General features: G+C 43.0%; 8 protein-coding genes and 1 pseudogene. 1 reads left to right on the top strand and 8 read right to left on the bottom strand.

Annotation, left to right across the window (positions count from 1 at the left end; all coding sequences use genetic code 11):
- Window positions 1-8: 8 nt before the first annotated feature.
- The 8 genes and pseudogenes from MFMK1_RS09950 to MFMK1_RS09915 form a co-directional block, all read right to left on the bottom strand.
- Window positions 9-1,463 (bottom strand): sodium/proline symporter, encoded by a 1,455-nt coding sequence (locus MFMK1_RS09950; protein WP_366921559.1) that lies wholly within the window; start codon window positions 1,461-1,463, stop codon window positions 9-11.
- 380 nt (window positions 1,464-1,843) lie between these two features.
- Complete coding sequence (locus MFMK1_RS09945) at window positions 1,844-3,217, bottom strand: sigma-54 interaction domain-containing protein (RefSeq protein WP_366921558.1); 1,374 nt, start codon at window positions 3,215-3,217, stop codon at window positions 1,844-1,846.
- 218 nt (window positions 3,218-3,435) lie between these two features.
- Complete coding sequence (locus MFMK1_RS09940) at window positions 3,436-5,331, bottom strand: ATP-dependent DNA helicase (RefSeq protein ID WP_366921557.1); 1,896 nt, start codon at window positions 5,329-5,331, stop codon at window positions 3,436-3,438.
- A 479-nt stretch (window positions 5,332-5,810) separates the two neighbouring features.
- Window positions 5,811-6,578 (bottom strand): annotated as a pseudogene (locus MFMK1_RS09935) (enoyl-CoA hydratase/isomerase family protein).
- Window positions 6,579-6,769: 191 nt separating this feature from the next.
- Window positions 6,770-8,596 (bottom strand): hypothetical protein, encoded by a 1,827-nt coding sequence (locus MFMK1_RS09930; RefSeq protein WP_366921556.1) that lies wholly within the window; start codon window positions 8,594-8,596, stop codon window positions 6,770-6,772.
- Between the two features lie 49 nt (window positions 8,597-8,645).
- Window positions 8,646-8,807 (bottom strand): hypothetical protein, encoded by a 162-nt coding sequence (locus MFMK1_RS09925; RefSeq protein WP_366921555.1) that lies wholly within the window; start codon window positions 8,805-8,807, stop codon window positions 8,646-8,648.
- A gap of 76 nt (window positions 8,808-8,883) precedes the next feature.
- Complete coding sequence (locus tag MFMK1_RS09920; protein ID WP_366921554.1) at window positions 8,884-9,462, bottom strand: LysM peptidoglycan-binding domain-containing protein; 579 nt, start codon at window positions 9,460-9,462, stop codon at window positions 8,884-8,886.
- Window positions 9,463-9,755: 293 nt separating this feature from the next.
- Entirely contained in the window at window positions 9,756-11,720 is a 1,965-nt protein-coding gene (locus MFMK1_RS09915) for a hypothetical protein (RefSeq protein WP_366921553.1), read from the bottom strand.
- Between the two features lie 187 nt (window positions 11,721-11,907).
- Between MFMK1_RS09915 and MFMK1_RS09910 the strand changes: the two genes are divergently transcribed.
- Window positions 11,908-12,996: a lactonase family protein gene (locus MFMK1_RS09910; protein ID WP_366921552.1), complete on the top strand. Its 1,089-nt coding sequence runs from the start codon at window positions 11,908-11,910 to the stop codon at window positions 12,994-12,996.
- Window positions 12,997-13,007: the final 11 nt, after the last annotated feature.

The following is a 13,007-nucleotide window of genomic DNA, read 5'->3' as shown; positions in this document are numbered from 1 at the left end:
CGACCTCCCTAGGAAGCAATTTCCTTTTCTTTTACAATTTTTTTGCTCTCAGCCAGTGACACAACAACGATGGCCGCAAAAGCAAAAATCATACCCCAGGCACCCGGCTCCAAATAAGTTTCAAAACCATAAATCTGTCTCAACAGGAATAACCCCAAGCTGAAAACCAGTCCAATAATTATGGAAGCACTGGCGCCATTTCGGGTAGCTTTTTCCCATCGCAATCCCATTACCAAAGGAATAAAAATACTTGCTGAAAAGATACCCCATGCAGCCGAACCAATCCAAATAATTAAATTCGGAGGGTTAAGGGCAAATAATATGGGAATCAAACCAATAACAACTACTGACCACCTGGCAACTTTCAATTCCTGTTTTGGCGTTAGCTCGCGTTTTGAATATTTTTGATAGAAATCTCTGCTGACAACTGAACTCGCAGTCACCAAAAAGGAATCTGCTGTAGACATAATTGCAGCTAAAATTGCAGCAGTCATTACCCCGCCAGCCACCGGCCCAAAATAGAGCTTAATAAATGTCGGTCCCGCCATATCGGGATTAGCCAAAGGTTTTACCGCCCCGGTAATCTCCAAGTACTTCATCCAAAAGCCGGAAAATTCCCCCATAACCATAATGGCGTAAGAAAATGTACCTACCAGACAGGCGTATTTCAGAAATTGGATTTTGTTTAAAGTGTAAAACCTGGTCACCACGTGTGGTAAACCACCAAGCCCGATACCCATTAACAAAAACCAGGATATTAAGCCCCAAATACTTGATCCACCTTCTACAACCGGTTTAACTGCATCCATGTAGTGGGGCTGCTGCGACAAGGTAGAAAATATGTTGGTGAAACCACCGCCAACCTTAAGTCCGGTAAATAGTATAACAATTGCGCTAATTATCATAACTACTGCTTGAAATGTGTCCGTATAAATGGAAGCCGCAATTCCACCTGCAACAGAGTAGATTATCATTAGCACAGCGCCTATGATCACGAAAGTTGCAAAGGGAATACCAAAGATAGCTTCACCAATGGCTCCTAAAGCTATATACTGTGCCAAAAGGTAGGCAACGCAGCCCACCAGGATGGCTATCCCCGATAGCGTCCCAGCCAATTTGCCACCAAACTTAGCGTCTATAATATCTGGAATAGTCAGTACCCCGTGGGAATCAACCATCTTTCGAATAGGTGCTGCCAATAAGAAATACGCTACTGCAGTACCAATAACTGCAAACAACTCAATAATTAATATAGGACTGAACCCATAAGCATAAAGTGCACCCGGACCACCTACGAAACCCCAGCCGCTCATTGTAGAGGCCGAAGCGGAGAAAGCTACCGGAATAAAACCAATCCCAGCCCCAGCGATATAAAAGTCTCGCATACTCTCCTTACCCTTTGCTGACCAAAGACCAATGCCCAAAACTATCAATAGATAAATAGCAACTACCGTTATAAGCATAATGCTCTCCTCCTTTCATTCACTGTTCATACTTTTCGTAGTACCACATGTAAGCCACTCCACTGACAATGCCCATTACCGGTATTGCAAGCATCAAGAAAAACGTTACTACAGGCATACCGAACAAAATAACACCTCCCCCCGTAACTGCCACTTTGACCCATTACGTTTATTGTTAAAATGTTCTGAATCTTCTATATATATTAGCAAGTCCTGTACCAATGCTTAAAACCCTTACACCACAATGCTTTTACTAAAAACAGACATTCCCCGGTGTAAGTCAGTAGTGACTTGCCCCGAGGAATAAATACCATAATAGCAGTAGTATGGTGCCAAAATTGGACTAAGCCACCAATGGCTCATTATCAGCCCTTAATGGCTTATGGTTCTTCCATATATTTATTAATTTTTCTCAAGGCAGTCCGCTGACTAATGCCTAGTTCTCTTGCAACCTTATAGCTGGAGCCGAATCTTTTATATACTCTTAAAACAACTTCTCTTTCCACTTCACTTAGTATTTCATTTAACGTCCGCTGGCCAACAGGCACGTTAACCTTCTTTCGAAAGACATTATCAGGTAACTCCTCAGGAGTTATCATTTCCCGATCAACAGTAAGCAGGAGCCTTTCTAAAAAGTTTTCCAACTCCCTCACATTTCCCGGCCAATCATGATTCACTAAAACGTCAATTGTCTGAGGATGAAGCTGCTTATTGATATTATAAAACGTATTTAGGCGATGACCAAAATGTTGAATAAATGCAAAAACATCTTCTGGACGCTGTCGCAGGGGTGGAATTCTTATCGGTATTACATGCAGTCGATAAAATAAATCCTCTCTGAACAAATTATCATGAACCATTGTTTCAATATCTTTATTAGTAGCTGAGATTATACGAGCGTCTACTTTTATATGCTTTGTGCCACCCACTCGCATCATTTCTCTTTCTTGAATAACCTGGAGTAATTTTACCTGTAAGTCAATAGGCAAATCCGCAACTTCATCTAGGAAAAGGGTTCCACCATTAGCTAATTCAACTAAACCAATTTTGCCCGTTTTCTTTGCGCCACTAAAAGCGCCAGCTTCATACCCAAACAACTCTGATTCTAATAATGGCCCGGGAATGGCACCGCAATTGATGCGTATAAAAGGCCCTTGTTTTTTCTTGCTAACTTTGTGTATCCCTCTAGCAAGAACATCTTTACCAACCCCGGTCTCCCCTAATAACATCACCGTTGAACTGGTTGGCGCCACTTTTCTGATCAAATCCATAATTTCCTGCATTTGTTTGCTCTTCGCTATTATTCCTTCAACCTCAATTTGCTCTCTACGAAGAACATTGAGTTCTTCGGAATAACGTTTCACTAATTGCTGAGTCTGTTCTAATTTTTCTTTTAAGTCCGATACTTCAGAAATATCTCTAGCGTTAACCACAACTAGCTCAATGTTGCCAGTATCATCAAATACCGGATTAGCGGTGACAATTGTTTTTCGGCCAATCTGAGTATCCTGGATAATGGTAACTTTTCTTCTTTCCTTCAGTGCCAAAGGAATTACTGCCGGATGATAAATTCCTTCTCTTTCAAGCTCAGAAGTATGTTTGCCAATTAAGTACTCAACCTTAACTCCGTAATGCCTTTCACAAGCTGCGTTGGCATAAAGCAAGACACCCTCACCATCGCTTATAACAAACTCATCGAAAGAAAAGTCAAGTATGTGATTGTACCTGGAAATAATATCCTTGATAATACTCATTTAATTTCCCTCAAAACATATTCTGTCTATCTTTATTTTACTTGAGCATAGTACAAAAATAAAACAATTCTTCTTGAACCGTAGAATAATCAGGTTCAGTCACACTATATCAGAAGTTAGCTGTACGGACGCCACAATAACCGTACCCACCCAGTATTTTAAAGGGCAAACGCTCCTATGTATTCCCCACCAGCGGCAAGGGTTGGAAGCTTTAACGTTTAAACATCTAACGTTAACACCTTTGCCCCTTTTGGCAGGCCTTTCAGGACCACTTCCTGCCAAGGCATACCAAATACCGGTTCAAGAATAGCAATGATACCATGGTCTTCTTTCCTGCGGATCAACCTACCACAGCCCTGTTTCAATCTCAACCCCATTTCAGGATAATCTACCTCAGTTACCGGGTCAAGCCCCCGCTCCTTTACTTCAGAACGCTGAGCTTCAATTAACGGGTCCTTGGGCGGAAAAGGCAATTGCCAGATAATAAGCAGCGACAATGCTTCACCGGGTATATCTATTCCTTCCCAAAATTCACTGCCAACAAGCACAGAAGATACGTCCTCTCGAAACCTTCCCAGCAAATAGCCCCGTTCAGCTTTATCTTCCCAAAGTATCTTAAAAGGAAACTGATATTGTTTAAGATGTGCACGAAGTTTCTTTGTTTCAGAAAAAGAGTTAGTGAGCACCAGCGCCCGCCCTTGAGAACGTTCTAGCAACGACACCAGATGCTGTACAGCACGAGGCCGCCAGGGAATCTGATCTTCACTTTGAAAACGCTCCATCAAGTAAACGACCGTTTGCTTTTCGTAATCAAAAGAACCTTCAACTGACGAGCCAGATGGTTCCGTTACCCCAAGCGAGGTTGCCAAGTAATTAAAATCTCCTCCGATACTAAGGGTTGCTGACGAAAACAATACGGGAATCTCTTTGGAAAATAGATGCTCCCTTAAAAGTGCGTTGAGCTGTCGCGGAATAACCCAGAAACTATCATCCAACCGATCCAACCAAAAAAGAGCATCTCTCCCCCTATTGTTACAAAAACTATTTAGAGCTTCCAATGAATGCTCCACCCTTAATTCATAGGTCAGCAAACGATTTGCGGGCAACGTTTGGCTATGCAGCTCTTGTTCATTTTGCAACTCCACATCCAAGCTGTCAAAAGCCCGTTTTAAGGTTTCCGCTATAGCAAATAGTTCATCATTTACCTGGATAACTTGCCGGTTATTTCTTTCTTCTTTAATAACCGATTTACGAAGAACCTTAAAAAATTTAGCACTAGCTAAAGATACAGCTACAGCACTAGCCAGCAAGGAAGTTCTAGCTCCCTGAAGCTGTTCTATTAAGGAAGTCATACCGTCAATCTCTCCCCGAACAATATACCTACCTGCCCTTTTTGCTGCGGGAAGCAGCACCTTATGCCCTTCGTCAAAAATAACTGCCGCGTAATCAGGCAGAAGAGGCAGTTTTCCTTCCATCTTTCGTTCTGCTCGCGACCATAGATCGTCAAAGAAAACCCCATGGTCGCACACGATTAAATCTTTTGCCGGTCGATAAAAATCTCTTGCCTTGGCCAACTTACAGAAGCCCCGGGATGAACACCCATCGCAAGGCATCGCCTCGTCCCAAGCCAACTGCGTCCATATGTGGTCTGATATATGGGGAATCTCCGAACGTTCACCCCGTTTAGTTTCCTCCGCCCAACGAATAGCCTTACCTAATGCGCTGCTTGTTTGCGCCCCGAATGGCTGTGTAAAACGTCTAACCTTTAAATCACAAAGATACTGGCTTGATTCCTTAGCCATTCGAGCATCAATATCCAAGTCAAGAAGATGCGAAAGCGTATTAATATCCCCTTGGGGTCCGGCAAGCTGCTCTTGAAGAGCGCTTGAAGCACAAGCAATTATCACTGGCTTTCCCTTTAATCTAGCATAGGCAACCGCGCTAACTAAATATGCAAAAGTCTTACCCACACCAAGCCCCGCTTCCGCAAAATGCACCTGTCGCTTGCAGAAAGCATCAGCCATTTGATAAGCTGTATATATTTGCTCTTCACGAATTTCATACCCGTGCTTAGGCAGGATATCATAAAATATATTGCCAATCCACTCGGCCAATTTTATTGAAAACTCTTGTTGACTGTCATATTTAAACGGCATTCTGCGTATTGTCGGCGAATATATATTAATCTCCTACCCTTCGAAGGAACTATTTTTAGAAAACCGGTAGCAAATGGGGGAAAGTAAAGCGTAAATAAATATTTTAATTTCTCTGGAAGGACATGATACAGCTTGTACGTTTTTAAAGATATGATTTAAGAGAATATTTCATATTAACATAAAAATATTATTTTGTAAAGTTAGCCTTTCTCCCTTTTTTAAACAAGCTTGTCACCCTATGGTCCCTTTGGTATAATTTCGTAAGCTATTTAATTATCTTAGAAGGCTCTGGCTGAGCATTTGTTTTAATTAAGGGAGGTAATTTATATGAATATAGCAGCTAAAAAAATCTCAAAAACGCCTCCGGGAGAAAAAACCGGAGGCGTTGATATTAAGGAGCTGATGGTCGGATTCGAATCGTCGACATATTGCCCGAACTACACACCTTTAAAGTTCGGCTCTCTCTTTTCCAGAAAAGCCTTTGCCCCCTCTGCAGCATCTTCCGTCTGCTGCAGCTTAGCCAGGACGCTTTCTGCATACTCGTAACCCTCAAATCCCCTGTTGACAGCCTTTTTAACCGCCTTGATAGACAGCGGCGGCATTTTTTTGATTTCGTCAGCAAGCTTCATAGTTTCTGCCATCAGCTGGTCATGGGGAACCACTTTTGTAACAAAACCCCATTGGACTGCTTCCTCGGCAGTGACAAACTTTCTGGTCATTAGCACCTCTTTAGCTCGGAAACGCCCGACTTCTCCCGGAAGTCGGATAATACCGTACGGTCACAAGATGCCTAGGTACGTCGCCGGCCAGGCAAATTTCGCCTTTTCGGAAGCAACATTTAAGTCAAACGCCAGCGCCCACTGGGCACCGTCTCCAGCCGCCGCACCATTGATTGCTCCCAGCACCGGTTTCTCAAATTTAAAAAACGCCCGGGCCATTTCCAATAGCTTTTTGTTAATTTCCTTCTGTAAATCTGCATCATCGGAACCAGCAGCAAATTCATTAATGTCAGCCCCGGCACAGAATCCCCGCCCAGCGCCGGTGATAATTAAGACTTTAACTTCCTCGTCCTGTTCCAGGTCAGCAAGGACCGATAAAATTTCCGCTCTCATGGTCATATTGACAGCATTTAATTTTTCAGGTCGATTTAAAGTCAATACTGCCGTCCCATCTTTCTTCTCCAAAGCAATAGTTTCAAAAGCCACGTTCTGCATCCTCCCATATTCAATATTCTTAACATTAACTTTTTTGTACAATTCTATATTTTGATGATAGATTCCTTTTTTAAATTCAAAATATTCCCATAATAGTTAAGGAAAAAATTGACACGGGAACTGGGGTTTGCCAACAAAAAAACTCAAGACTATGCCCCGTTTAACAAGTGCACAGACACCGCTCACTTCTTGTATTTTGTTAAACATACCCCATTTTCGCTGGGATTAAAATCATACCAAAACAGTACACGCCCATCGGAAAGTACTCCTAGAATATATGTTTGTGCTGCCTTTACAGTAATAATATTAGTTTCCACCGTTAGGGTATCTAAATCAAGGCGGTGCAAATAGGACATGCCCTGGCTGTAATCAAGGCCCTGCCGGGAAGTTATAAAAGCGGCATCATTCTCGCCGACGTAGGTAAGATCAGGAAAGCGAATATAGCCGCCATCGCCAAGGTCACCCAGTTCGATTTCCTTAACATGGCCCGTCTTAAAATCTAAATATTGCAGGGTTAATTCACTGGTCTCTTTATCTTTTATACGGACACCCTTCACCTCCAACACACCGGTATCATAACGGATAAATCTAGATGAAGATGCCTCCCCGGTGATATTGTAAGTCTTAGAAGTATTTTCCTGTAAATCATATAGAGTGTACCCCATGGCAGATTCATAGCCGGTCATGGTGGTTATTACCTTTTGGTCATTAGCCACAAATCTGGGACTAGAGTGGTAAGATTTTTTTACTAAGTCAGTGCCCGTTACAGGCTTCGTTGAAGCGAGCAGCTTTTCACTGCTGTCAGCTAAATCGAACAACTTGACCCCTTCCTCATCAGAATAGATAATCCTCGTAAGGTCGGTGGAAATGTCGTAACCGCCAAAGTAGGTCCCCTGCTGCAGCTCGCGTGTTATTTTGTCCTTAATCACTTTCGGCAGGGATAGCTCCTCCAACTGCTCCAGGTTTTTCTTAACAATAATAATTCTGTCTTTAAGGCGCACAACGATTCTTTCTCCCGTCAACGTGACATCAGTTGAGGTAAAGTTCTCCCCTAAGTTAAGTTCCTTCTCCACTTCCATGTTTTCGGGATTAAGCAACATGAGAGATCCGTTTTTCTTTTTATCGTATGGTCCATAGGCAATAATCACCTTATCATTGTATTCGCCTAACATGGCAAGGGTTTGCATATTGTCATCAAAACCATTGATTTTGTCAAAGCGCTGAAAATCACCGGTCAAGCTCACTAAATTATTATTTACCCACTCTTCGCGTCCGCTTATAAAGTATAGACTGCCGTCCTCACGCGGTTTTAGTGTGAATGTCCTGGTCCGCTCCACGCGACGAGTCACACTTGAATCGTAATGTTTTAAAACCGCAGTAATAGTACCGTCGCTGTTTCGTGTGACTTCACCGAGTTTTATCCCCCAAGGGTTACCCTCATTGTAGCGGGGGCGGTCACCTTCGCTGCCGAGATTAAAGATAAAGGCACGTCTTTCCGGGTCGTAGTCTCTATCATCAAATGCAGTCACATTAAGGGTCGTCAAATTGAAATAACGCTGGGCGTACTCAAGCACTGCCTCGACGGGGAATACCCGCCTGCGGCTGTTCTCATTTGCCAGTTCCAGACTTTCTCTGCCATGTTCTGCAATATACTTAAACCAGCTGTATTGGGCAATATGTACAGGATCTATTTCTGCAGCTGAATTAAACTCATGTGAGTTCCCTATGGTGGCGATTGCATCATAAAGGTATTCCTGCCAAAGTTTCTCCAATTCTGTCGGATCGGTGATGACGCCGTATTTCAAGTTTGTCTCCTGGGCGTCGGCAGCGTCGCCTTCTTTCTGGTTTACCTCCGCTGTATCGATTTTAGCGCCGCCGTCTTGAATTGCGGCCGGCAGGGTGTTTTCTGGATCACGAACGGATACATCCCTGGACTGATCTTTGCACCCGGCACCAAATATTACTAAAAATACAGTGAAAAATAAGATTATAAAAAGTTTAAATCTCATAACAACACCTCATTCCTAATTTAACTCTCCCGGATATCTTTAGATGGCGTTAAAGTAAATAACCTACCAAGCCAACGGGAGATAACAACATTGAAATAATGGCCCAAAACCAATAATTGATACCTATATTCTTTGCATTTATCCATACGGTAGTGATATCCCTGCCATGAAAAAAACCGGTGCCGGAGATCCAACCAAATACACAAAACATAATAAATACCCCCATAAAAAACCCAAAAGGAGGAATGTAGGCGCAGCCCGAAACCGGGATGATGCCCCATTCTTTGCTAGGTGCAGTTTCTCAGAGACCCCTGTAAAACCACAGGCCCTGATACCCCACTGTCGGTATTAAACGGGCGTACTTCTACCCTGCTGCCGGCCGATACTGAAATTCCTCTGGGTAGAGCAAACGTGGTAGCCCATGTAGGGGGAGTCACCGGCGTGGCAAACAGTTGATTGCCAAATCCGTTAACTTCCGGTATCAAAACCTGTGCCAGCCAACCGTTAAATTCCCCCAACACTTCCGGCGGTGGCAGAACTGCTACAACACTCACTTCCTGTAACCCGGTAGATGCCGCCGAATGGACAAAGGCAGCCGCAGCAGCATCAGCACCCGGCTGTAACTGTTCCTGCAGCGTTAGCACCACGCAGCATGGAGCAGCCAGACCTTCAGGAACGCAAAGTACATCTCCCGGAACAATAAGATTAAGATTACTGATGTGGGGATTAGCCGTTATCAATGAAACAAGCGTGACCCGAAACCGTTGGGAAATGAGAAACATAGTGTCTCCTCTGACTACCGTATACCTAGCCTGAAATCCCAACGGACACGACGAAGGAACACGCGGTTCTATCTGTCGAAACATAATAAAATCACCCTCCAATTTAAGTACGCACAATGCCTTTAGTACATAATATGAAGGTGATTTGTTCCCGTGTTATTTGGCGTCCACTCATTACAGCAAATTGATCATGATAGTGCTGCTAGAATTGAAATAATACTCATATTGATGAACATCAATTTCAGCCGCTGAATAGTTAAACTGCATTTTATATTTCAAAAAGATCTATAATTATTGCCTTAGAGCAAACCCCTAAGCAACTATTTAATGCTTTTAAGTAAAAAACGGCCAAAATTAAGGGCAATCAACACAAATAATTAAAAAGAATCATCCATTTGTTCAGGGTAGGTTAGCATCATTGTTTGAACTTTCGTGTCAGGGTCGATATCCGCCGAAAACTGTGATTGTCCTTCCGGCATGTCAAACTTGAAGTATAAGGCGGCGGCACCTTCTACCTTAAAAATCCCATAAAGTTTACCCCCATGAATACTCTCCGGTTCTATATATCTTGATCTATATGTCTTAAAAACCTTCGCTGCCGTATCACCTATTCTTACCCCTAAGTTGGTTTCAGCTTTAGGAGAAGTAGCCATTATCTCTAGCACTTTTCCAGATTCTTCACCTATGAAAATCTGATAACCCTCATCATAAGTCCACCTGTAAACTTGCTCCGGAAAATGTCCCATTTCTCCGGAGGGAGGAGTTTCTTCGTAACCATTTCCTAATACTTCTCTAACTTGGTCTTTGGTATCCCCCAAATGGACACCCACGATGCTGGGTCTAATATTTTTAGTTGTCTTTTTAGTTTCTTTACCTTCATAAATTTCCGTATAGCCTATATTCCCTTCTTTATCCCAGTATGAAACTTTATATAAGACATCTTTGGCTTTCCAGATGTATTCACCTTTCTTCTCTCCCAATGTATAAACTTCTAAAGATCCCCAACTTTCCCCGTAGTTGTGCTGCTCATAAGCAGATGCCAAAGCCAAACCGTCCGGACTCCACACTGGAATGGAAATACTTTTTATTTTATATTCCTCTTCAGTTAAAGTTTCGACGCCTACAATACTACTTACGGCTCCTTCTCCAAGCTTTTCACTAATTAAAAAATGTTCATTGTCTGGTGCCCAGGTAAAACCGTAAGTTGTCGGGGAAACGTCCCGTACGAACCTGCTATTTGCTTCGCCAACTTTCCAAAGATATGCTTTATTTAATCCATTATCAAGGTTGCCTTCTTCAACATAAACGACCTGTGTATCGTCCGGGGACCAGGTTATTTTGGATATTTCATTCTTTGAAGCTAATAGGTCCTGCAGTTTTTCTTTACTATAATCGTTCTGACTGCTCCCAGTTTGCTTTGGGTTAGAAGTGGAACCCATCGATTCTTCTGTTTGAAGAGGGTTACTTTCTAAAATCTTTTCAACTTCTTCGTATCCTGAGGGGAATGCATAGTTGTAACGTGCAGGAAGCGCAAAAACGTAAGTGGTGTTGCGCCCCAGTTCGCTTGGTCCGATAGGTGCCGGACCAATATGAAATTCATCCTGCTGCAGTGCGTCCCACTGTCTAAGGGTGAAGACCATTATGGGAATGTCTTGTCTTAGATTTTCAGAAGTCCATTGAGGGTGTCTGATGAAAATCATCGGACCGGTTTCCACAATCTCACCGGCTTTTGGACCTCCAACAGCCATACCCTCCCAGTTACCTGTTATTATCGAATAATCTTTCCAACTCTTCGGCAAGGTAAAACTAAAGCCATACTTGTTATTCCTGTAAACAACATTATTAGCTTCTTGGTAGGAACCTAGGCTGACGGCGTCAATCTTCCAGCGCTTCCCGGTCTTGTATACCGTGAGTGTAATTGGCCGTTTTGCAGCAATTCCGCCTTTAACTTTCTCGGTACTCGTTATCTCAATTATGTCTCCTTTAACTTCGTATGCTTGTTCGGACATTTTTTCTACGGTCATGTTTTCTATGCGGTCCGGCCATGGACTTGAAGTCATTCTCCCGGGAGCATCCTGAGGATCACTTACCCACTCTTGCAGGAGATCCAGGGACACCAACTCACCATAATTCTCCTGCATACTTTCTTCCACTTTATCCTTGGGGGCTAAAAGCGATACCTTTTGAAGCTGCCCGCCGAAATTTTCAACCAAACTGATAACCGCCGCTTCATCATTTCCACCGATTTTAGGTTTCTCCTGATTACCGCTCGCCCCATTTGTACACCCAACCAAAGAAACACTTACCAATAAAATGAGTATAGAGAATACTATTTTCTTCATATTGCAGCCCCTTTTAAAAATGTTTTCTAGTTTTATAGACGTGATTAGTACCGCATCGGTTCCAACTATTGACCAAAAGCTGCCCAAATTGTGACTTTACCTATGTACCTACATATCATTCACCATTATTAATCATGGACATACAATATAGCATAGTTAATAAAAATTACCAAGGAGGAATTACTAAATGTCCACGACTTTAGGGACAGTTTATGTCATGACAAATTCACGTATTAATAATGAGGTAGTCGCCTTTCGCCGGGGACCTGACGGAACATTATCGCTAATAGATGCATACAAAACAGGTGGCCATGGTACTGGCACAAGAAGGGTTTCCCCTGAAACACCAGGTGGCGCTGTCGACCCACTGGCATCACAGGGATCTATTGCCCTTTCTGACGATAAGCGTTTTCTCTTTGCTGTCAACGCTGGCAGCAATAATATCTCAAGCTTTCGTAGAAATGTTACCGGCGAGCTAATTCTAGTAGATAAGGTACCTTCGGGCGGGTTACAGCCTAACAGCTTAGCTGTACATGAAAAACTACTATATGTTTCTAATGCCGGAAGTGATACTAACGGTTCTGATTCTAATATTACTGGCTTTCGCATAGGCGCCAGGGGGGAACTCAACAGGGTACCCAACTCAGAAAGCTCTTTAAGTACCCCAAACGCCCATCCAGCCAGCGTTGTATTCACCCCTGACGGCAGTCAACTTGTTGTATCTGAATTAACCACAAACCACCTCAGCGTGTTTGACGTCAAACCCGATGGTACAGTATCACGACGTACCGTTAACAGATCCAGTGGGGCAGGGCCATTTGGATCATATTTTCTTCCGTCCGGGTTACTGTTAAATTCGGAAGCTGGTACAAATGCCCTATCCTCTTATACCGTTTCTCCAGATGGAATACTAAATGTTATCAGCGGTTCTGTTGAAAGCGGTCAGATGGCAACCTGTTGGGTAGTGGCAACTCGAAATGAGCGTTTTGCCTATACGTCCAATACTGGCAGTGGTACCATCAGTTTCTATAGCATCAATACCGATGGGACTTTGGAGCTTGTAGAGAATATACCAAGCACACCAGAGGGATCACCCATGGGCGCACCTATTGATAGCGGGGTAAGTAGAGATCAGCGCAATTTCTACGTTTTAAATGGAAACCAGGGGTCAATTTCTGTATTTCAAATAAACTCCGTTGGGCAACTCATTAGATTACAAGTGATAGATTCTGAAGAAGTACCTACTCTAGGAGCCCAGGGCTTAACTGTGATTTAATTATTATATAC

This window comes from Metallumcola ferriviriculae, assembly GCF_035573695.1.
Lineage (GTDB): Bacteria > Bacillota > JADQBR01 > JADQBR01 > JADQBR01 > Metallumcola > Metallumcola ferriviriculae.
This window is presented reverse-complemented; position numbering and strand designations above follow the sequence as displayed.

Excerpts from the sequence above, each read along its gene's own strand:
- MFMK1_RS09950 (WP_366921559.1), bottom strand. The coding sequence starts at position 1,463 with ATGCTTATAACGGTAGTTGCTATTTATCTATTGATAGTTTTGGGCATT.
- MFMK1_RS09945 (WP_366921558.1), bottom strand. The coding sequence starts at position 3,217 with ATGAGTATTATCAAGGATATTATTTCCAGGTACAATCACATACTTGAC.
- MFMK1_RS09930 (WP_366921556.1), bottom strand. The coding sequence starts at position 8,596 with ATGAGATTTAAACTTTTTATAATCTTATTTTTCACTGTATTTTTAGTA.
- MFMK1_RS09925 (WP_366921555.1), bottom strand. The coding sequence starts at position 8,807 with ATGTTTTGTGTATTTGGTTGGATCTCCGGCACCGGTTTTTTTCATGGC.
- MFMK1_RS09920 (WP_366921554.1), bottom strand. The coding sequence starts at position 9,462 with ATGTTTCGACAGATAGAACCGCGTGTTCCTTCGTCGTGTCCGTTGGGA.
- MFMK1_RS09915 (WP_366921553.1), bottom strand. The coding sequence starts at position 11,720 with ATGAAGAAAATAGTATTCTCTATACTCATTTTATTGGTAAGTGTTTCT.
- MFMK1_RS09910 (WP_366921552.1), top strand. The coding sequence starts at position 11,908 with ATGTCCACGACTTTAGGGACAGTTTATGTCATGACAAATTCACGTATT.